The 22,669-nt window shown below is 29.4% G+C and carries 16 protein-coding genes and 1 pseudogene; all 17 read left to right on the forward strand.

What is annotated here, in order from left to right; translation table 11 throughout:
* The first annotated feature begins 131 nt into the window (after window positions 1-131).
* Window positions 132-1,520, forward strand: coding sequence for a dihydrofolate reductase family protein (locus tag ABDZ93_RS09420; protein WP_343825771.1), 1,389 nt, complete (start codon window positions 132-134; stop codon window positions 1,518-1,520).
* 85 nt (window positions 1,521-1,605) lie between these two features.
* Window positions 1,606-2,727: a glycosyltransferase family 4 protein gene (locus ABDZ93_RS09425; RefSeq protein ID WP_343826981.1), complete on the forward strand. Its 1,122-nt coding sequence runs from the start codon at window positions 1,606-1,608 to the stop codon at window positions 2,725-2,727.
* A gap of 30 nt (window positions 2,728-2,757) precedes the next feature.
* Window positions 2,758-3,720 (forward strand): GTP cyclohydrolase I FolE2, encoded by a 963-nt coding sequence (locus ABDZ93_RS09430; RefSeq protein WP_343825772.1) that lies wholly within the window; start codon window positions 2,758-2,760, stop codon window positions 3,718-3,720.
* A 150-nt stretch (window positions 3,721-3,870) separates the two neighbouring features.
* Window positions 3,871-4,833, forward strand: coding sequence for a Gfo/Idh/MocA family protein (locus tag ABDZ93_RS09435; protein WP_343825774.1), 963 nt, complete (start codon window positions 3,871-3,873; stop codon window positions 4,831-4,833).
* Window positions 4,834-4,838: 5 nt separating this feature from the next.
* On the forward strand, window positions 4,839-6,008 hold the full coding sequence (locus ABDZ93_RS09440) for a DegT/DnrJ/EryC1/StrS family aminotransferase (RefSeq protein WP_343825776.1): 1,170 nt from the start codon (window positions 4,839-4,841) through the stop codon (window positions 6,006-6,008).
* Window positions 6,009-6,058: 50 nt separating this feature from the next.
* The gene (locus tag ABDZ93_RS09445) at window positions 6,059-6,772 is read left to right on the forward strand and encodes a PIG-L family deacetylase (protein ID WP_343825778.1); all 714 of its coding nucleotides are present in this window, start codon (window positions 6,059-6,061) and stop codon (window positions 6,770-6,772) included.
* Between the two features lie 16 nt (window positions 6,773-6,788).
* Window positions 6,789-7,808 carry a hypothetical protein gene (locus ABDZ93_RS09450; protein ID WP_343825780.1) on the forward strand — a complete coding sequence of 340 codons (1,020 nt, stop codon included), beginning with the start codon at window positions 6,789-6,791 and terminating at the stop codon, window positions 7,806-7,808.
* Window positions 7,809-7,988: 180 nt separating this feature from the next.
* Complete coding sequence (locus ABDZ93_RS09455) at window positions 7,989-9,359, forward strand: NOL1/NOP2/sun family putative RNA methylase (RefSeq protein WP_343825782.1); 1,371 nt, start codon at window positions 7,989-7,991, stop codon at window positions 9,357-9,359.
* 344 nt (window positions 9,360-9,703) lie between these two features.
* A complete protein-coding gene (locus tag ABDZ93_RS09460) occupies window positions 9,704-11,986 on the forward strand; it encodes a hypothetical protein (RefSeq protein ID WP_343825783.1) in 2,283 nt (760 codons plus the stop codon).
* 136 nt (window positions 11,987-12,122) lie between these two features.
* The gene (locus tag ABDZ93_RS09465; protein WP_343825785.1) at window positions 12,123-13,403 is read left to right on the forward strand and encodes an MFS transporter; all 1,281 of its coding nucleotides are present in this window, start codon (window positions 12,123-12,125) and stop codon (window positions 13,401-13,403) included.
* Window positions 13,404-13,471: 68 nt separating this feature from the next.
* Window positions 13,472-13,948: an HD domain-containing protein gene (locus tag ABDZ93_RS09470; RefSeq protein ID WP_343825787.1), complete on the forward strand. Its 477-nt coding sequence runs from the start codon at window positions 13,472-13,474 to the stop codon at window positions 13,946-13,948.
* A gap of 321 nt (window positions 13,949-14,269) precedes the next feature.
* Window positions 14,270-15,468: pseudogene (locus ABDZ93_RS09475) on the forward strand (IS1380 family transposase).
* A gap of 1,091 nt (window positions 15,469-16,559) precedes the next feature.
* Entirely contained in the window at window positions 16,560-16,904 is a 345-nt protein-coding gene (locus ABDZ93_RS09480) for a topoisomerase DNA-binding C4 zinc finger domain-containing protein (RefSeq protein WP_343825789.1), read from the forward strand.
* A gap of 725 nt (window positions 16,905-17,629) precedes the next feature.
* Window positions 17,630-19,603, forward strand: a complete 1,974-nt coding sequence (locus tag ABDZ93_RS09485) for a S9 family peptidase (protein ID WP_343825791.1) — start codon at window positions 17,630-17,632, stop codon at window positions 19,601-19,603.
* 470 nt (window positions 19,604-20,073) lie between these two features.
* On the forward strand, window positions 20,074-20,691 hold the full coding sequence (locus ABDZ93_RS09490; protein WP_343825793.1) for an HD domain-containing protein: 618 nt from the start codon (window positions 20,074-20,076) through the stop codon (window positions 20,689-20,691).
* 170 nt (window positions 20,692-20,861) lie between these two features.
* A complete protein-coding gene (locus tag ABDZ93_RS09495) occupies window positions 20,862-21,566 on the forward strand; it encodes a 4Fe-4S double cluster binding domain-containing protein (RefSeq protein ID WP_343825795.1) in 705 nt (234 codons plus the stop codon).
* A 487-nt stretch (window positions 21,567-22,053) separates the two neighbouring features.
* Window positions 22,054-22,662: an ABC transporter transmembrane domain-containing protein gene (locus tag ABDZ93_RS09500; protein WP_343825798.1), complete on the forward strand. Its 609-nt coding sequence runs from the start codon at window positions 22,054-22,056 to the stop codon at window positions 22,660-22,662.
* Window positions 22,663-22,669: the final 7 nt, after the last annotated feature.

Consider the following 22,669-nt stretch of genomic DNA (forward strand, 5'->3'; position numbering starts at 1 on the left):
TGTTTTATATGGATTTATAGTAGTAAACTATAAAAATATTTATAATATGACAGTATAATTTATGGAGAATTAAGTATTAATTTATTTGTAATATGTCTATTATCAATTTGTATTATATGGAGGCGATTAATTTGAAAACTAATACGAAAGTTATAATGATTATGGTAATGTCTCTTGACGGGATAGTTTTGAGAGAACAGGGTGAACATGTAACTAATTGGACGTCAAAAGAAGATCAGAGGTTTCTAAAAAATATACTAAATACATTTGATGCAGTCATAACTGGTAGGAAATCATTTGATGGATTAATGGTTGATAGGCCGCATTATATAATTACTAGAGAAAATAAGGTGAGCTCGGATGAAAGAATAAAATATATAGGCGGCGAAGCAGAGGACATTATTAATACTATTACAAAAAGTGGCGCCCAAAATATAGCACTATTAGGGGGGCCGCAAACTAATACTATGTTTTTGGAACATGATTTAGTAGATGAACTTTATATTACTATTGAGCCTAAATTATTTGGCAAAGGCTTACATTTAACATTGGAAAATAAATTAAGGAAGAACTTGATACTTATTGATAGTAATAGAATTAATGAAAAGGGCACCTTATTATTGCATTATCAAATTGATAACAATAAAGGGACTGAAAGTGAGTCCTCTGTTATCTTGATACCGAAAGACGAAAATGAAGAAGGCAATGAAAAGCTTCTAGAAGCTAATAAAGCTTTTTGGGATGAGAGAGCTCCTATTCACGAAAAATCTGATTTCTATGATGTAAATTCTTTGATAAAAGGAAAAAGTTCATTATTAAAATATGAAATCAAGGAAATTGGCAATGTTGATGGAAAAGATATTCTTCATTTACAGTGTCATATTGGAACGGAAAGTGTTTCTTTAGCAAGGTTAGGGGCAAATGTAACCGGAATTGATTATTCAACAAATTCTATTCAAATAGCTCAAGATATAGCAAAGAAGTGTGATTTGGATTGTAATTTTATATGTTCTAATGTATATGATGCTAAAGAAGTACTTGGAAATAAAAAATTTGACATTGTGTATGTTAATATAGGTGCTTTAATATTTTTACCAGATTTGAAATCATGGGCTGATATTGTTTATCATTGCTTAAAACCAAATGGAGTATTATATCTTAACGAATTACATCCTATTGCCAATGTATTGTCGGAATATTCTCCGATATTCAAAATCAGTTATTTTAATGATGACATAAAAATATGGGATGAGTCAGGAAGTTATTCTGATGGTGTAGATGAAAGATATAAAAAGGATACAAAAAATAATAAACTAACTGTTTGGGATAGAACATTAGGTGAAATAGTTTCAACAATAACATCAACAGGATTAAAATTAGAATTTTTACATGAACATCCTGGGCATGTTGATAAAAGATATTATTATCTTGAAAAAAATAAGGCTGATGGTTTGTGGCATTCACCTGAGTATATGCCGGCTGTACCAGGGACTTTCTCATTAAAAGCAATTAAAAATTAAATGGCAAAATATTTGAGTAGTGAAGCTGTAAGATAACTGTTAGTTTTATTATGTTAAATATAGGGGGGTGAAGTTATTGGAAAAAGTGCCGAAAAGAGTAGCAATCTTTTGTGATTTTTTTAATTCATTAGGAGGAACTGAATATTATAATTTTATGCTCGCACAGTCTATTAAAAAATCAGGCATAGATGTTAAAGTTTTTATAGGTGAAAGGCCCAAACTACATTATTGGTTAGACTTATTAGAAGACAATAAGATTGATTACTATCATCCCGAGGATTTCCATAGTGATTTGGAAGACAAGACTATAGAAATTCAATTCATAAAAGAGGTTAAAGAAATAATTAAAGAATGGAGGCCTGATATAATACATGCACATCCAGCAGGAAAAATGATAGTATCATGGTTCGAAGCTGCTAGTGATCTGGAGAAAGAAGTGCCTGTTATTGCAACGGAATGGACTACTCCTTCAAAAAATACAGCACATTGGTATCCTAAAGAGTTAAAATCACACATAAATAAGTTGAATTGTATTATAGCTACTTGCAATAAATCAAAAGAAGGTATTATAGATTTTTTTAAATATACAGGTAATGTAAGGGTGATTCCTCATTTGATTAAATCGCCCTTAAGAATTAATAGTAACAATACAAATAGCAATAGGTTCTCTGTTGGCTGCATTAGCAGACTTTCGCCTGAAAAAGGTTTGGATTTTTTATTGGGTTCATGGAAAAAAATATGTGCTGATTTTCCAACGGCAACATTACATATTTACGGACATGGAAATGATGAAAATCATCTTGAAAATTTAATTAAAGCATTAGGTATAGAGAAAAGTGTATTTTTAGAGGGGGTATTTGAACCGATAGAAGGAATAAATCAAATTGCTGGTAAACATGATATATTTGTGCAGCCATCTTTATTTGAAAGTATACCGACATCAATAATTGAATTAATTGCGAGAAAAAAAGTCATTGTTGCAACAAATGTCGGGGGAATTTCAGAATTAATAAATTCCAAGTATGAAAGTGGAATTTTAATAAATTCAGCGTCCACAGATGAAATATATGAAGCCATAAGCAGGCTTTTCTTATCACCAGATTATTTGAAAAAAATATCAGAAAATGCAGAGGGAATTTTTAAGGAAAGGTATTCTTTAGAGAAAAATATTTCAGAAATACTTAATGTATATAAAGAAGTTATGTAATTATTTTATTAGCGGAGGAATGATATATTTATGTTAGAGTTACCAGATGTTCAAAAATATACACAGGGTTTTCCTAATATTTTTATTGAAAAAGTAGGAGTCGAAAATATAAAAGTAAACATGAATATTAAGTCGAAATATAAAAATAAACAATTAGTTATTGCCAATATAGATTCATACTGTTCATTAGATGAAAATACTAAAGGAATTAACATGTCAAGAATTGGGAGGGGCATTAATAAGGTTTTAAAAGATAATAAAGATAAGGATGGCTTTGATAATTTAAAGAAATTTGTTCTTGAATTAAAAGATGTACATGAAGCAGATAACGTATATATTAAAGCTAATTTTGATTATATGATTGATAAACAAACACCAGTAACAGATCTTTATTCTCCTGAACCGGTTAATGTAACATTTGAAAATTTGTATGAAGATAACAAACATAGAAGCATGATTACAGTTAAAGCTGTAGAAACAAGTTTATGTCCTTGTTCAAAACAGATGAGTTTATTAAAAAACAATATTAAGGATAAGGAATTAAATCTTATCAGACAATTACCTAAGGAATTATGTGATAAGATTCTAATGAGTGGATTCGGTGCTCATAACCAGAAATCAGAAATAAAAGTTAAGGTAGAGTTAAAAGAAAACCAGTCTTTATGGATTGAAGATATTGCAGATATAATTAAAGCCAGCGTTTCTGCACCGACGTATACAATACTGAAACGGCCAGATGAAAAATGGGTAACTGAAGTTGCATATTTAGGTGGTTATTTTGATGACGGTGAATTTAAGTATGTAGGTGGCGGACCTAGATTTGTTGAAGATATTTCAAGAGATGTTGTGTTAAAGTTAAATGAATACTTGGATAAAAAAATAGTTGATTATATTGTAAAAGTTAATAATTATGAATCTATTCATAGTGATAATATTTCAGCAGCATCGTTTCTAACAGCTGGAAGAAGGTTTAAGCCTGATAGTATTCAATAATTTTTGTGAAAGTTATTAAATATAAAACTATATTTTCTAAATGATCTCTAGTCTGAGGATATCTCTATGCCTTGATTATTAAAAATTGTTCTTAAATATATGGTTCGTTAAATTCTGTATCTTGAATTATTGAAGGGAATGAATATAGTCATGAAAAATACAAATATTTGTGTGGTTGGTCTGGGGAATATTGGTTTGTTGCATTTGGAAATTTTATGTGGTTTAGGACGTGACGGGATTAAAGTCTACGGCGTTGAAAGTGATGTCAAAAAAAGTTTAATGATAAAAGAAAAATACAATGTTGAAATATTTAATGACATCCATAAAGCTATTAATGAACTTGAGTTTGATTTAGTTGATATATGTTTACCGACATTTAAACATTTTGATGCAGCCCAATTAATTATTAAGAATACTAGAGCAAATATATTAATAGAAAAACCAATTACTAGAACGTTAGATGAAGCAGAAAAATTAGCAGATTTGATGAATCTGCCTGAAAATAAAGATAGATTTGTTATGTGTGCTATGGTTGAGAGATTTTTTAGTCCTTTCCAAGAGATAAAAAAGTGGCTGGATACACAACAATCACCTTTTAAGATGGAGTTTACTAGAAGAACTAAAAGGCAGGCGGTTAATTCGTGGCTGCTTGATAAAAAACTTGGCGGGGGAGTCATGTTTGACTTAGGAATACATGATATAGACTTAATGCAGTGGTTTACCGGAGAGGATATAGAGGAAATAGTCCGTGTAAATAAATCAGAGTTAGATGCTTTCGATGTTGAAATTAAAACATCAAAAGGGAGTTTTGTTCAGTTCAAATTTGGTTGGGATGTCCCTGAGGATAGCAGTATAGGTATCATTAACAAGGTATCAATATCATCTGATAATGAAATAAGCTATAATTCTGATTTAAATCAATTATTAATAAACGGCAGTTTGGTTAATGAATTTGAGGAAGGACGATGTCCTTCGGCTTATAGGGCTGAAATTGAACATGCTATAAATTGTACAATCAATAATGAGAAACCGAGGATTGACTTGTCTGAAAGTTTAAAAGTAATGGAAACTATAGAACGTATAAAGTTAAAATTAGAAGATTGTAAGGAGTGATATGTATGAATAGATTAGCTATAAATGGTGGCAATTCTGTTATTGGAAAATTGGGTGCTATGAAGAATAAATATGGAAGTGAAGAACTTAATGCTGTACAAAAAGTTCTTGAAAGAGGGGCTTTGTCTTCATTTAGAGGAGGCACAGAAGTTAGAGAATTTCAAGATTTATTTTCAAAGTATGTTTCTGTTGAAAATTCTATTGCTACTACGTCTGGAACAACAGCGCTGCATACTTCTTTAGCTGCGTTAAACCTGCCAATTGGAAGCGAAGTTGCTGTTCCTGCACTTACTTTTGTATCAACTGCTTCAGTAGTTCTTCAAGAGGGATTAAAGCCTGTGTTTATTGATGTTGATGAATTCTATTGTATGGATCCGGTAGACTTAGAAAAGAAAATTTCACAAAAAACAAAAGCTGTAATACCAGTACACTTATATGGACATCCTGCAAATATGGTTGAGATAGTGAGAATAGCAAGGGAAAATAATTTATACATCATAGAAGATGCATGCCAGGCTCATGGTGCAACTATTAATGATAAAAAAGTTGGAGGCATAGGTGATATTGGATGTTTTAGTTTTTTTGAAACTAAGAATATGTCTTGTGGTGAAGGCGGAATGATAACAATTAGAAATTCAGATTTATTTGACAGTGTATGCTTAGTGCATGAGCATGGGTCTCCTAGATCATCATCTACTTGGTACTCATATGAACGCTTGGGTTACAATTATAATATGACAGAACTCCAAGGTGCTATAGGAAAAGTTCAATTAAAGAAACTTGATGGAAATAATGAAATTCGTAGAAAAAATGCTGAATATTATATAAATAATCTGTCTAAGCTTAATTTAGTATTACCTAAGGAAGCTGAAAATGTAAAAAGCGTATATCATAATTTTCCTGTTTTGTTACCGGAAGAGTTTAGTAAAGATAGAGATTTCTTTGTAGAAGCTTTGAAAGCAGAAGGTGTTCCCGTTGATATAGCTTATCCAAAGCCTTTATATGATACTGTCTTATTTAAAAAATTAGGATATAATGACTATTTGCCAGTTACTGAAAATGTAACTAGCAGACTATTTACTTTATTTACTGATAATAGTATGGATATTAATTTAATAAACGATATTTCAACAGCAATTGAGAAAGTTTATGGGTACTTGAAAAACAGAAAATAGATGACAAATTATATGTGTTGTTAAATAAAGATTATGAAAGAAGGTATATAATGTCTAAATTAATTATTTCTCCTCATTTAGACGATGCAGCTTTATCTGTAGGAGGGCTATTATTGAATGACATTGATAAAAATAATAAAGTATTGACAATTTTTAATACAGCGTGGACTGCTTTAGATAATATATATGATTACAATAAGATTACTGAACTTAATCTAAGAGAAGAACTGGAAGTTATGAAAGGTCTAAATTGTAAACATAAATTTTTAAATCTGCCAGAAGCTTTATTGAGAGGATACGAAACGTGGAATGATTCAATAGATATGGAAAAAGATACTTGTATTATTAATAAATTAACGAAGATAATTGCAGATGAAGTTGACGGATTTTCATCAATTTATTTCCCTTTAGCTATCGGGGAACATGTAGATCATTTACTTTTATTTAATGTAGCAATGAAGCTTATTAACAGTGAGAAAAATATTTTTAATTCCGTGGAAGTATTCTTTTATGAGGATTTACCGTACTGCACTTATGAGCCCATTACTAGTAGAATAGAAAAAGTTAAGAAACTTATAAACATTGAGCCGTATGAGTCTTGTATTAGCAATGTTATTGAAGAAAAATGCAAACTAATATATACCTATAAGTCTCAAATAACCGAAAATGATGTTATTAGAGTAAGATCATATTCTCAGAAGGAAAACAACGAAAACATGTATTATGAGACAGCTTGGAAGCTTTTAAAAAGCAAGATAAACTGAAAGGATTTATTAGAATATGAACTATAATACCCAAATTACAACCTTATTAATAAATAAATTTAGAGAACATTTCATAAAAGCTGGTTTAAGAGAAGAGTATTCTAAAAGCATTATTTCGCATCATGATAAAAGTATAAGATTTACTAATTCTACTACTAGTGTACTAAAAAAATATTTGTCGGGTTCAAAGATTCCTGGGGATGGAGTGTTTTTATTTCAGCCGGCAATGGGATTACAAGGTGTAGACTTTTGGGAAGAAAATAAGCAAATGGAATATTTTACTTCATACTTTATATCTATGGGTACAATGGGATGCGTTGAAAACCTTGAAAAGTATGCCGAAGAAGGCGTATTATTTCTAGCTGACACCCTCAATATTGAACTGGATAGAATTGTTATTAGAGCTGATTCAGAAGATGAAGATATTGTAAATGCAGTTACGAGGACTAATGTAACTGTTGAATTAGATGCCTGTAAAAAATCAGATTACAGACATGTTTTTGGAATGGAAAATGTAAGGGGCAGAAATGCAAATTTTGCTATTAATAATAATGGTGTATTAAGAGATGTAGGTAATTTAATAATTATTGAAAGAGAAAATAAACCAATTGCTATAGAGCTGTCATTTGATACAACCTTATTATTATTTCCTATGCACCATATGTATCATCCAATTTTGGCTTTACCTTCTTCAAAAATATTGTATAATGATATTGTGTTTAATTTTACAGGGGTTGAATATTTAGTTTTAAGCGACTTCATGACCTTATCAATAGTACTAATATTGGAAGGCTTAAAAGTTAAAGCTAGAGGAAGAGGAAGGAATCTTAGAAAAATAATAACTTTATTGAGCGAGATTATAAGTGAGCTTAATATATCTGAAGAAAAAATCGAGAATGCTGCATATCAAATTGCAGAAGAGGAACTGGAGATTAGAAAAGTGTTAAAAAGCGAAAGCAAAATGGCTGATTATATTACGCCTGAAGAGGTTTCTAAATATCTAAATTTTCAGTTAAGAAGCTTAAAAGAAAGATAGAAAAATAAAGTGAGTATTAATCCTTGAGAATAAAAATTCTTAATCAATATAGAAAAACTTAAGAATTTATTTTTCTAATATTGTAAACTCCTTTCGTTTAATTCAACTCGTAATTAGATAAGTTATATAATAAATTAAAATTCACATAAAAACTAAAAAATGAAGTAGGAGAGATGTTTTATGGTACCAAAAGAATTTGAAGCTAGAATGAAAATGCTATTAAAGGATAAATACCCACTATTTATAAATGAAGTTATTGAAAAGGATAATGTTAGGGGACTTCGAGTTAACAAAAATAAGATATCTGTAGAAAAGTTTTTGGAACTTAATCCATATAATTTGGAGAAAATTAAATATAATGATGATGGATTTTATCTATTGGAAGATATACAGATGGGTGGAGAACCATGTCATCAGGCAGGAATGTTTTATATGCAGGAACCTTCAGCAATGATACCAGTAAATTCAGTAAAAATCAAAAAAGATTGGAAGGTCCTTGATTTATGTGCAGCACCTGGGGGGAAGACTAGTCAAATAGCAAATGAGTTATCAGAAGATGGCTTCATTATTTCAAATGATTTTAAATATACCAGATGTAAAGCCTTGGTTGATAATATTGAAAGACTAGGACTTAAAAATGTTATTATAACGTCTGCATCAGCTGATAAACTATGCAGGAATTTTAAGAACTATTTTGACATGATCTTAGTAGATGCTACTTGTTCTGGTGAAGGTATGTTTAGAAAAAACAAGAACTTAATTCAGTATTGGTCTCAAAAAAATGTAAAAAGATGTGTTGAAATTCAAGGTGAATTATTAGATGAAGCATCAAAAGCGTTAAAGAAGGATGGATTATTGGTTTATTCAACATGTACTTTTTCAATTGATGAGAATGAGGCAATTGTAGATTCATTTCTCAAAGAAAACAGTGATTTTGAATTAATTGACGTTAATGATGCCATAAAAAACCATACTGCAAGTGGTTATCCTTTGAATGGAGATATTAATTTCGAAAAAGCTAGACGATTCTATCCTCATATTGCTAGAGGTGAAGGGCAATTTGTAGCTGTTATGAAAAAACTACAGGATGATGGAGAGTCAAAAGCTAAGTTAGTTGAGATAAAATATAATAATGATTCAATGAATAAAGTTATTGAATTTATAGATGAAGTAGGTGTCGACATAGAATATGAACGAATTTATATTAAGAATGAAGACATATGGATTCTTCCTAAATCTAAGGTAGTTCTTAAGAAAAATGTAATATGTTATGGAGTCAAGTTGGGTGAACTAAAAGATGGTCAAATTATTCCTAATCATCAATTTTTTATGGCTTACGGAGAATTATTTAGAAATAAGGTGAGCTTTGACTTAGATGATGAGAAACTAGCGAAATATTTAGAAGGATATGACGTAGTGTATCCATGTCAGAATGGATGGGGAGTAGTTGAAGTTGAGGGATGTGTCGTTGGCGGCTTTAAATCAAGAAATAATAGGCTGATAAATCTATATCCTAAGAACTTGACAAATAAGGAAATTTTTAATTCTTAATTTATTTTTTTAAGTTACATAAGCTTATTTAGGTAATTACTAGACTTTCATTTAGATTATGTTTTTATGTTTATTCTATGTGTTTGGATAGTTAACATTAACTTTAAGAATTTAAAATCAAAAGGCAAAATAGTGGGGTTTTATTTTTTAGAAGTAAAATACCGGCAGTCTGGGGGGCGTTAAAGCCATCAGAATGCAGACTTTCTATTGACTTCAATATATAATATTTTTTCTAATAAGATAAAGTGGAGTGGAAGAAGCGACAGAAATTACTCCATTGGATGCTGAAAACATTGGCAATTTAGTGCTTTTAAAAAAGTATATAGAGAGGAATAATTATTGATATGATAAATATAATTAAATGTGAAGAATTTGAACAATTTATATTGTCAATTCAATCTTTTGATAATAAACATTGTAAAGATATATATCCAACTTTAAATGGAGAAGAATATAATAAATTCTTATCAACGTTAAGGTTAGAAAAAATAGAATACAAGGTTGAGGAATTTAATAAAAATAAATTTAGTAACAATACACCAGAATTAGAAGATATATGTGAGGAACATAATTCTGTATGTAATAAAAATAAGAATATAATAATAGCCTTTAAAAATCAATACATGTATTCGTGGATAGCAGTTTATCATGCAAAACTTACTGGAGATAAAATTTGTTTATTAGAAGATATAAGTGATTTGACAAGCTATATAGATAAAAGTAAATATGAATATATTACAATAGTTTCCGAATGTAAAAGTTTGAAAATAAAAGAGATTTCAAAAATACAAAGTCTTCAAATAAATAGACGCTATAAATTTCATTTTGGATCATTAACTGCTAGAAATACATGTTCTTTAATTAATTTAATAGTTAAAAATGATATATTTAAAAAGAGAACGTTAGAACCCTGCGTTATTATAGATCGTTTGGATCATAAGGGTGAAAATATTACTTTTGAAGGTCCAATGAAAATATTTCCGTATAGTAAGTCAGAGACAGGTGACTTAAGAAATGAATTAACCCAAAATCCAACTAATCTATTATCTATTATTGGCCATGGAAGGGACCATATTTTTTGGCTTACAAATAATGGAGGAATTTGTGGAAGAAGTTTATGCAAGAAAGAAGAATTAGATGGAAAATTCTTAGCAAAACCTTGCTGTGCTTACACCGGTAATTGCTTTAAACATGGAATTGAACTATTAAGGGCACATGATGTACTAGCAAGGCATATTTTTGTAAATTCATGTTTTAGTTTGAAGGTAGAGGAAGGATTGTTTAATGATAACTATAATTTGGTATATTCATTTTTAGATGGACATGTAGTTTCATATCTTGGAACTTCATTTATGGTTGCAGGTCATGAATGTTTGAACTACTATTATGCAGCACAAATACTTTCCGGTATTTCACTTGGGGATGCCGTATCAAATATATGCAGATGTTACTATAATAGTAGGCTGGGCCATGAAATGTCTTATTTTCTTATTGGAGATCCTACAAATAAAATTTATTCTGAGAAAAAGATAAAATATATAGATTATAAAATAGATGGATTGAAGTTTAAAGATGAATATTATTCTAGTTATGAAATATGTGAGGACACTTATCTTATACGAATAAAGTTCTCTGATAATGATGTGGCTGAAAAGTTCCTTAATTTAGAATATAGATTACAAATTAAGTGCACCAATAATAAAGAGTTATATGGAGCCTTTAAACAAGAAGATGAACATACGATTTTAGAGATATTTTCAAAAACAATCATTAAAAAAGGAACGTTAAATATTCTATTCAAATATGACGAATGTATTAGGTTATCTACTATTAGAAAGTTTGATTATATTTTAGGTGTTGGATTATATCCTAATAGCAAATTTAAGGCTTATCTAAGTGAAAGTAAAGACAGTGCATTGAAAATAGCTAAAACATATAAATATAAGCTGAATGAACTAAGCAGTACTAAGAATTTATATGATAAAGTTGATAAGATAAATAATAGAATTTCAACGCTTTCTGAAATGGTACTGAAGTACTTGGTTACTATTATGCATAACAAAGGATACTCTTGGGATGATCAGTGCCTGGAAAATGGTTTGTCATATAAAAATTATGAAAACAATGAAAACGATACATGCCCAAACTGTGGAAGGAAGTTATATATTTTAAACTATGAACATGAATTTTATAGTGAAATGAAAAGAAAGCATTATTGCTGTTCTACTTGTGGAATCATAAAAGATTTTCCAAGTGAAAATGAAGGGATAGAAATTTATTTTGAAGGTAGTAATTATGTGAAAATAGGTGAGAAATCCGAACAAACAATAAAAATTATTAATCATAGAAATGAGTTTATGTCTGGATATGCAGGAACGGCCGTATCATCAGGTTTGGAAATTAATATAAAATATGAAAAAGATGATGAAGTACAAAAGGTTGGTATACACAAGGGTGAAGAGGCTGAGGTAAAAACTTCAATATGTATACCAAATGAAATACTTCCTCACACTTATTGGCTGTATGGAATAATTATACTCAATGGTGAAATTTGGTGTATACAGAAAGATTTATGGGTAATACCTCAAGATACAAATAACGACGTGAATACTATTCTTAATGATTAACATAATAAGAAGAATTATATACGCTTTGTAACTACACAATCAATAATCTTAGTTTAATTTTTATTATAAAAGGAAGATTTAGTACTGTAATAAATTTATTAATAATTTATATTGTGCGATGGAGGTATTTATTTTAATGTTAGATGTTCTAAATAAAAAAAAGGTAATTAAAACAAATATTATTCTGTATACAGCGGGACAGATTGTTTCATTATTTGGGACATATATTTTTAATTTTTTTATGAGTTTATACGTTCTGCAAGTTACAGGTTCAGCTCTTAGTTTTGGATTGACTTTTGGTATCAGCATATTACCTAGAATTATATTTGGACCTATTTCGGGAGTGGTGGTAGATCGACTAGATAGGAAAAAAATAATAGTGTCTTTTGATTTTTTATGTGGAATAATAGTGCTTTTATTTTGGGGTGCCAGCAGTTTATGGGGATTAAAAAATATATTCATATATATTGCTACATTTCTATTATCAGCATGTAATACTTTGTTCAATACTGCGTTGGCAGCTTCAATTCCAAATATTGTTGATGATGACGGTATTGTAAAAGTTAATTCATTGAGACAAATGATTGACTCAGCAGCATCAGTTTGCGCACCTTTCCTTGGCGGGATTTTATTTTCATTTATTGATATTAATTTTTTTATAGTAATAAATGGAGTATCTTTTATTTTCTCAGCAATAACAGAAATATTTATAAGATTTGATGTAAATAATAATAGTTATGTTGATGTTCAGGAAACAAATGAATCTGAAGCAATATCAAAAAGTTCACATATAAGTGATTTTATTGACGGTGTAAAATATTTAAAAAGTCAAAAGTGGTTAATTAATTTGTGTTATTTTATGTTTTTTTTTAATTCTCTTATTATAATCGGGCTGGTAATTACTTTGCCTTATATTACAAATGAAATCTTGGGATTTTCTTCAGAGCAATACGGCATTTTAAATACTATGTATCCATTAGGCTTAGTTATTGCATCTCTGGTATATTCTAAGATGGCTGGTGATAAAAATAATAATAGAAGAATTACAAAATGTATTTTTATAATGTCAGTATCCATATTTATTATGGGGCTGATTGCGTCACAAAAAATGTTTACTTTGAGTAATTTGGGGTATTTATCTGTTTTTGGTGTATTGTATTTTATTATTGGCTTTGCTGAAGCTTTAGTTAATGTTCCTATATATATTCTTATACAAAAAATGATTCCAAATGATAAATTAGGGAGAGTTTATAGTATAATTGAAACTTTGGTTTTAGGGCTGGCGCCGATAAGTTCAATTGTCGGTGGGTTATTAGTAGAACAGATTAGTCCATGGATTATACAAATTATATGTGGAATCAGCATGGTATTATTAACTACCTTATTGAAAAAAGTAGGGAAAGTATACAGCGCATAAGTTAGTGGCATTAATAAATGAAGAAAATATTATTAATAATATTTTGGTAAATTAAGGATTGAGATATTATGAATGAAATACAACTTATAATCAATAATGAAAATTTCAAAAAATGTCTAGAAAAACTAAACTTTCTTGAACAAAATAGAACATTTTGCAAACATGGAATAGAACATTCTTTGGATGTTGCCAGAATTGCATACATTATTTCTTTAGAAAAAAACTACAATATAGGCAAGAATGTCATATATGCTTCAGCACTTCTGCATGATTTAGGAAGGGTATTTCAATATGAAGAAAATATACCACATGAAGATGGAAGTGTAATTCTAGGTAAGAAAATCTTAGAAGAATGTAATTTTTCAAATGAAGATATAAATACTATTTTAGATGCCATAAAAACACACAGAAAAGGTATGTTTAATAATAACTTAGGTTATATTCTTTATGAAAGTGATAAGTTATCTAGAATGTGTTTTACATGTAAAAATGAAGTAGAATGTTATTGGGAAAAAAGTAAAAAAAATTTCACAATCAAATATTAATATGCAAGGTGTCTGAGAATTAATGTCACAGGTGCCTTTTGTTTAAATATATTAGCATATTAATAAGATCAATATATTTATTTTTTCTTTAGTTAAGGCGTTTTATTTTACTAAATCTAAATAAAAAATATTTGAAAATATAGAATTTTAATAGTAATGCTCAATTATTCATAAGTGCCAATAAAATTACGGCGAAAGCCTGCAATTTCTAGCTTTTATCTATATTTTAAAATTCACTTATCAAGTGATATAGAAAAAGAACCAAACTTTTGTTAAAATTATAGTTGGAAACCCAAATAAAAACAAAAGAGAAGTTCTTATATGGATATTTTAAACATTAATACACTTGAAAGCAATAGAAAAATTAAAATAAATTTTGCCGGAGGCGATTTAACTTCTGAGGAAGGTCTTCTTTTAATCAAAGAATTCATTAATAAATTGGGATTTGTTAAACTTCTGAAAACAGACTTTAAGACTAAAGATACTGCTATTTTTCGTCATCATAAGGATGCCGAGAATTTACTACAAATGATTTATCAAATCATTATGGTATACTTTGAGGATGATTGTGCAGATGAACTTACTATAGATCCAGTATTCACAGCAAAACTGGAAAAGAAATCACTCGCTTCGCAACCAACTCTATCTAGATTCTTTAATAGGATAGATGAATCCTTTTTAGAGCAATTTCATGAACTTATGGCTAAGTTTCGTAAAATTGTGTATACAGTCAAAGCTCCTTGATTTGGATTCTACACTTCTTAATACCTATGGACATCAAGAATCAGAGGATTTCAATTTTCATTATCAAAGTAATGGTTATCATCCATTAGTTTGTTATGATGGTATCACTGGAGATTTGTTGAAAATCCAACTACGTGATGGAACTGATTACTCATCAACAGGTGTTGTAGAGTTTTTAGAACCACTTTTAATGGAATTTCATAATAATTATCCTGATACTCCACTATTGCTTAGAGGTGATAGTGGTTTTACAAAACCAGAGCTTTATGATCAATGTGAAGTCAATGGTGTTTCTTATGTAATTGGTTTAAAAGAAAACAAATTGCTACGAAAATTAGCAGCTCATATTGATGAACGCCTTACAGATGCCACAAAAAATGATGCTTGTTCTTATGCTGTTCAATATGGAGTCCATACCAGCGCAGCTAATATGGTTTTACTGCAAACGTGGTACAATGGAAAACTTTATTAAAGAAAGTAAGAATGGCTTTGATTTTGCTGCCGTTAGCAGTTCCTCTAAAATTGTTAATGCAAATCCTGTTCAAGTACATGCTCTCGCATATAATATATTCAATTGGTTTAAACGACTAGCGTTACCTATCAGCATGCGTAGACAGTTAGTAGATACCATACGCTTAAAGATATTAAAAATTGCAGCAAAAGTAGTACATTCAGCAAGATATATAACTTTCAAATTATGTAGCAGTTGTCCATATAAAAATGAATTCTACGAAACCTTGAATAACATCAGAGGGCTACGCCCAAAGCTTGAGTAGGCGCTTTTAATGACCTTTGATAACTAAAAAATGGTAATATATAATGATCCTAGGGGCACTATACCCTTTTTTAGGTGTGTATACAATATTACCATGGTTATAAATCAAAAAACTTGAAATAAAATTATTTATGCTAGTTTTTTATGTTCATGAATAATTCAGGCTTATTTTAAAAATAAAATACATATTGGTTCTAATGGCAATGTATCAGCAGATAGATTGAATGAAATTAAGTCTCTTTTTGATAAAGGTTGTAGTGGCAAGAAACAGAAAGATGTAGAGGGACAACTTACAGCAAGAATTCAAGTAAAGGAAAATATATAAGGTAGTTGCTAAAACGGCTATTAACACTTTAGCATATATTACGGGTGCTTCATATATTGAAGGTTCATCAGAGTTTAATGAGGTAATTGAAGCAATTTTGTCTGATAGTAATAAAATATTAGGTATGGTACATGGTATACCACAAGGATATGAAATAAAGAAAAATATCCATTTACAAAGTAAACAACAAGCTTGCATATTAAGGTAACAAGGAAAAAATTAACAGCATTAGTTTTCTTTTATGAACGATGTTTTGAGGTGAATTTATGTAATAAATTTACTAATGAATTTATTTTTTTGTAGATGGAATAATATGTGATTGGGAGAATCGTGCTGACTATAAATATTCGGAGTATTTATCAAAGATAGGAGTCTTTACGAGAACGAAGTAGAAGATATTATTAAGTCTTGATATTGTATAATATCAAAACTTTATATAAAGAAAAACTTGTAATTAAGGCTATTGTTGTATATTTTATAAATATGGAAAGGTCATTCTAAGGATGTAATGCTTTAAAAATCAGAAAAACTCTGATTATATAGATGGAGTATTTAAAATCTAAGTTGCTAAAAGATACAGTAATTTTAATATTAACAATTCATTCATTAAAGTGTTCTTTATATAGTAATAAAATAACAATATATAATAAATTTAACTAGCATAAAGGCAAAAAGTATTTCCTAGTTATAGTTTATTATTATATGTAATCAAGATATCTTATTTAAATTGAGATATATAAATATTGAATTAGAAAAGGGGTCTATAAATGGAGGAAGAAATGAGAGAAGGTTGGGGGACTTGTAATCATTGTGGAAATAAATATTTTGCTACAAAGGTTAAATATCCATCTAATGATTTAGCTCATGAAATACCATGTCCTTCCTGTGGAGCTACAGTTGGAATGGTATCAAAAGGAACCGATGATTTTAATCTTGAATCCGAAGAAGATATTAGAAGACAACAAGAATATGACGATAAAAGACCAAATTGTCCTATTTGTAATAGTAAAATGGTTATGAGAAAAGGACCTTATTCCACATTTTGGGGATGTTCAAATTATCCAGACTGTACCGGAACGAGGTCAATAAATAGTAACGATGATGCTTATTAATAATATCCACGAGTATACTTAAAAGCTTAATGTTTTTTATTAGTATTGGTTAAACTTTATTACAAAACAAAAACTGTAAAAGTAATAAAGAGAAATTATTTTGATCAAACTTTATTAAAAAATAAAAGGTAAAAATTAACGAAAAATCAAGCTTTGTAATAAAAATTATGATCAAACTTTATTACAAACCAACAAAATTTTGTAGGGTTGAAAGAAAGTTTGACCGTTTGTAAGAAGGTTGAATTAAAATTTAATATAATGTTAATACCAAACTTAGATGTTTAGTATTAACAAAAATGAAAGTATATAAGACTAGACATTTTAAAATAGAAAATGTCTAGTCTTTTCTTATTTTTAGAGGTGATATGATGGCAAAAAGAAGAAGATAAATGTAGGTGAAATTAATACATATCACCCTAGCTTAGAAGAGAGTATATCTTCTAATTGTACCCAAACAACAATCTCTGTCCAAATCAAACAAACATTGTCCACGAATAATAAAGTTTGGCCAAGGCATGAAGGAAATCAAGGGCGTTTACCCTTCATTCCTTCATGCTTTTTTTCTATGTTTGTCTACATAAAAATTAATTATAAAAATATTACATTAATATAAAAATTTGATATAATATAGTTGGTAAGAATAGAATAAATTGATAAAACGTTAACTAAGGATATAAGCTATTACTACGAGTTAAATGATATTATAGTTACTAGGGGGTTTAATAATGAAAATCAATGAAAAAACATATCTAAGTATAGAAGAGAGTATTTCATTACCAACCATATCAGGTACAAACATAAGTGATGATGGCAAAAACGTAGCATTTGTCAAGAAGACAGCTAACTGGAAAGAAAATAAATATAGAAATTATGTATGTATATATGAAAAAGATAAGGGGCAGTGTTACCCATTAACAACTAAGGATATAGATAGTACATACCCATTATGGTCTCCAGATTCTAGAGATATCGCATACCTTAGCCCAGTTGGTGACGGGGATAATAAGAAAAATCAGATCTTTGTTAAGTCAATAGATGGTTATAGTAGAGTTCAAATTACCGATGAGAAAGAAGGGGTCAGTAAATTCAAATGGGAGCCTACTGGCAAGGGTTTTTATTATGTTGCACAGTCAAAAGAATCTGAGGTGATAAAAAAACGTAATGACATATATGGAGATTTCCATCATATAGGTAATGAATGCCAGAATAATTGTTTATATTACATTGAAATAGAAAAAGTGATACAAAATGATAAATATGAACACGAAAGTGGCGTTGTTTATCAACTAACTGATGGTAAGGATTTTCATATCCATGAATTTGATATTTCAAATGATGGGAAAAAGGTTGTATTTATGGCTACACCAAGCGCAGATATGGTGGATTATGTTAATGGAGATCTATACATACTAGATATTAAAGCTGGAGAGCTACAAAAGATGAATATGGATAAGTTGTTGGGAGGGAGTGTTTGCTTTTCTCCTGAAGGCAGCAAAATATGTTACTCAGCAAGCATAAGGGAAAAGGATTACTATAAGACCCATATAGAAGACAGTACGCTAGAGATATATGATATTAATAATGGAGAGCTAATTCAACCTTTAACAGATTTTGATAGTACGGTTATTCCATTACGATGGACAGCTAAAGGAATTTTAATTAGATGGCAGAATAAAACTAATTATCTTATTGGGTTGCTATCTGAGAATGGCACTGTGGAAATGTTAAGCGAAAAAGTAGATAGCTTTATAATGGATGCTTCTATAACAAGGGATGGAAATCATATATCCTATAATAAGGCTATAACAAATGAAACCTTTGAAATCTATTTAGATGATAAGAAAATAACGAATGAAAATAGCTTTTTCAAAGGAAAGCTTAAAAGTAACAAGGAAATAATCTCATGGCAAAGTACTGATGGCATTGAAATAGAGGGAGTTTTATCAACCCCAGTAGAGTTTGATGCAAATAAAAAATATCCCTTATTAGTGGTAATCCATGGTGGACCAGCTTGGGCATCTTTTCCAATGTTTTTAGACTATTTTAATGAGAAATATCCTATTGAACAGTTTATCGAAAAAGGCTTTATAGTTTTAGAACCAAACTACAGGGGAAGTTCTGGTTATGGTAATGAATTCTTAAAAGCAAACTATAGAAAACTGGGAATTGGTGACTACAATGATGTTATATCTGGGGTGGATACACTAGTTGACAAGGGGATTGCAGATAAGGATAGAGTAGGGGTTATGGGATGGAGCCAAGGGGGATATATATCAGCCTTTTGCTCTACATATAGTGATAGATTTAAGGCTATTTCAGTTGGAGGTGGAATTAGTGATTGGATTACCTATTATGTGAATACAGATATACCTCAATCTATTACGATGTATTTAGGAGATAATCCATGGAATGATCCAGAGATATATGCTAAAACTTCACCAATAACATATATTAAATCAGCCTGTACTCCAACCTTGATCCAACATGGTGAAGAGGATGAAGGAGTTCCAGCTCCAAATGCATATGAGCTATATCAAGGATTAAGGGATATGAAAGTTGATACAGAATTGATTATATTTAAAGGAATGGCATATAGTTCGGACCAGCCAGGAATTAATATGGCTATTATGAAGCAGAATTTGATGTGGTTTTCACATTATATTTTTGGAGAAAGTATGAAAGATTTTAGGGTTCTATGATTAATAAATGGATATCCTCACAGGATACGTAAGGATGAAACAGTCTTCATAAGGAAGCTTTTTTCTTATTTAGCCTGTGATTGTAGCTCTATGATTTCCATGTGAATTTCCACTGTATAATACTCTAGCAACTACATTGAATTACAATTTTATCACGTTTTCTTCTTATAAAAGATTAATTAGACCTAGAATACAAAGTAGAGATAAGAAATGGATACTTCAGTACAACTGATTTATCTACGGGACAAAAAAAGATATATTAAATAAAATGATCAAACTTTTTTAACACCTACAAAATTTTGTAGTTTTGAAAGAAAGTTGAATCAAAATTTAATATAATGTTAATACCAGACTTCGGCGTTTAGTATTAACAAAAATGAAAGTAGATAAGACTAGACATTTTAAATAAAGAAATATCTAGTCTTTTTTAAAATTCACATAAAAGAAAGAATAAATTAAGGAGAAGAATCATGGAAGAATTGAAATACAAAGTTCCAAGTCGAAAGATGGCAGAAAAAATATTAGATGAAGCGTCTATTTTAAATCCTGGTCCATGGGTTGAACACTCAAGATATGTAGCAGAGGCAGCAGCTTTGATTGCTAAATATGATAAAGATTTGGATGAAGATACAGCTTATGTGCTAGGACTACTTCATGATATTGGAAGAAGGAATGGTAGGCATTGTGTAAGACATGCTATTGATGGATATAACTATGCGTTGGAAAAGGGATATGACCTTGTGGCGAGAATTTCAATTACTCATAGTTTTCTTTGCAATAATATAGATGATATATGTGGAGAAATGGATTTAACTAAATCAGAGTATAAATTTATGAAGAATTACTTAAGTAATATTGAATATAATTCATATGATAAATTGATTCAATTGTGTGATGCACTGGCTCTTCCATCAGGATTTTGTTTAGTGGAAAAAAGAATGGTTGATGTGGTTATGAGATATGGATTTACTGATTTTACACTAAAGAAATGGAAGAAAACCTTTGAGATAAAAGAATATTTTGAGGGTAAAATAGGAAAATCTATTTATAATATACTGCAAGGAATAGAGAAAAATACTTTTAATTAAACTTTTAAAGAAAGTGGAAAAACATGTTAGTATAAAATTGGTAAAAAGAAAAGAGGAACTCCTGAAGAATGTATTATAAGAGAAATTAAGGAAGGACTTAATTGCGAAATTAGTGATTTAAAACTATTTAAGACTTATGTTATCAATTCTTTGAGTTAGGAGAAAGTATTATGAGGGAGAATGAATTAAAGTCATATCTAAAAAGTCTAGGGGCATCATTGGTTGGATTTGCAGATTTAAATAACGTTAGTACTTCATTGCATAAGAATCTAAAGTATGGTATTGTATTTGCAATAAAATTTAACCCTGAAATTATACAGGGTATTCATGAAGGGCCAACAAAAGAATATTATGAGGAATATAAAAAAATAAACAAAGAACTTGATGATATTGCTATGTCCTGTGTAAAATACATAGAGAAGCAAGGATATAGTGCATTAGCTCAAACTTCAACATATGTTACTAGTGATGAAAATTTGACTACTTATTTACCTCATAAGACAGTTGCTACACGGGCAGGAATGGGTTGGATTGGCAAAAATGCTCTTTTAATTACTCAACAATATGGTAGTGCAGTTCGTATCTCTTCAGTACTAACTGATATGCCAGTCATACCAGATATGCCTATCAATGATTCTAGGTGCGGAAAATGTAGTAAGTGTGTTGATGCTTGCCCAGCAACAGCAATAAAAGGTACGTTATGGAATATAAATTCAACAAGAGAAGAACTATTAGATCCTTTTAAATGTCGTAAGAAAGCAAGAGAACTATTAAAACAAAGAGTAGGAGTGGAAATGTCTTTATGTGGAAAGTGTATTGAGGTATGTCAATATACACAGCAATATATTAAAAGAAATTCCAATAGGTGTGATTAGAATATTTTTAAAATATTTAAGTAAGAGATAAGAAGGCTAACTAAATCAATGTTACCTGATTTTCTCTTTTTTATTTTGAAGAAAGTTAGAGAGAAAATTAAAAATAAAATAATATAACTCTAAGTTAAATTTCATTAAATTCAATGTTTTTAGCTTTTTATGTTTTTATGTTCTTGCACCCTTCAGCCATTTATATAATTAAAGTTAAGCCTTCTAGAGTAAAACTGTACTTCAATAAATAATTAGATTTCACTAATACTATTTTTATAATTATAAATAAACATTTATGTATAAATATGCTATTTAAGTAAAAACGGTGTTATACTATATACATATTTAGTTAGATAATTTAATAAATTCAATAACATTAATATAGTGTAAACTACTACTGAGGTGAATAGACAATAGATATGTAATATTGTTTCAGAGGGGAGGATTCAATATTATAAAATTCTGATATAAACAAGTATATAAATGGGGGAAAATTATGAGATTAGAAAGTAGAAACTATAATACAGGGGATGTAATTAAAATTCCATTTAAATTTGCACCAGCACAGGCTATATTAATAGCGCTACAAAAACTTTTGGATGGTGTAGTTCCAACTCTACAAATTTTGGCTACCGCTAAGTTTCTAGATACTGCAATTTTAATATTTAAACAAGAAAAAGGCATTAAAGATATAGTAATGCCGTTATTATTTGTGATAATTCTTTTAGCTTATGACTGGATTTCGAAGCAGTTATCAAAGTTTGCAGAGGTTCAGATTAAAAACAGATTAAGAGGTGAATTTAGGGTAAGTATTGTAGAAAAAATAGCAACCCTAAAATATAAGTATATAGAAAATCAGGATAGTTGGGATTTGATATCCAGAGTCATAAAAGAGCCAGAAGTTCAATGTACTAAGGCTTATATTTCTTCTTTAGATATGATAGCAATGATTTTAAAAATATTAGGAATATTAGTAGTTTTATTTACTCAAGTATGGTGGTCCGCGATTTTAATTGTTTTAATTTCAGTACCTCTATTTTTTATAGCTTTAAAAAGTGGAAAGGAAACTTATGAAGCAAATAGAGAAGTAGAGAAGAAGAGTTAAATACCTA

Source organism: Clostridium subterminale, assembly GCF_039521425.1.
GTDB lineage: Bacteria > Bacillota > Clostridia > Clostridiales > Clostridiaceae > Clostridium_J > Clostridium_J subterminale.

Coding starts and splice junctions, on each gene's coding strand:
- ABDZ93_RS09430 (WP_343825772.1), top strand. CDS start 2,758: ATGTTAGAGTTACCAGATGTTCAAAAATATACACAGGGTTTTCCTAAT.
- ABDZ93_RS09435 (WP_343825774.1), top strand. CDS start 3,871: ATGAAAAATACAAATATTTGTGTGGTTGGTCTGGGGAATATTGGTTTG.
- ABDZ93_RS09440 (WP_343825776.1), top strand. CDS start 4,839: ATGAATAGATTAGCTATAAATGGTGGCAATTCTGTTATTGGAAAATTG.
- ABDZ93_RS09445 (WP_343825778.1), top strand. CDS start 6,059: ATGTCTAAATTAATTATTTCTCCTCATTTAGACGATGCAGCTTTATCT.
- ABDZ93_RS09450 (WP_343825780.1), top strand. CDS start 6,789: ATGAACTATAATACCCAAATTACAACCTTATTAATAAATAAATTTAGA.
- ABDZ93_RS09455 (WP_343825782.1), top strand. CDS start 7,989: ATGGTACCAAAAGAATTTGAAGCTAGAATGAAAATGCTATTAAAGGAT.
- ABDZ93_RS09460 (WP_343825783.1), top strand. CDS start 9,704: ATGATAAATATAATTAAATGTGAAGAATTTGAACAATTTATATTGTCA.
- ABDZ93_RS09465 (WP_343825785.1), top strand. CDS start 12,123: ATGTTAGATGTTCTAAATAAAAAAAAGGTAATTAAAACAAATATTATT.
- ABDZ93_RS09470 (WP_343825787.1), top strand. CDS start 13,472: ATGAATGAAATACAACTTATAATCAATAATGAAAATTTCAAAAAATGT.
- ABDZ93_RS09480 (WP_343825789.1), top strand. CDS start 16,560: ATGGAGGAAGAAATGAGAGAAGGTTGGGGGACTTGTAATCATTGTGGA.
- ABDZ93_RS09485 (WP_343825791.1), top strand. CDS start 17,630: ATGAAAATCAATGAAAAAACATATCTAAGTATAGAAGAGAGTATTTCA.
- ABDZ93_RS09490 (WP_343825793.1), top strand. CDS start 20,074: ATGGAAGAATTGAAATACAAAGTTCCAAGTCGAAAGATGGCAGAAAAA.
- ABDZ93_RS09495 (WP_343825795.1), top strand. CDS start 20,862: ATGAGGGAGAATGAATTAAAGTCATATCTAAAAAGTCTAGGGGCATCA.
- ABDZ93_RS09500 (WP_343825798.1), top strand. CDS start 22,054: ATGAGATTAGAAAGTAGAAACTATAATACAGGGGATGTAATTAAAATT.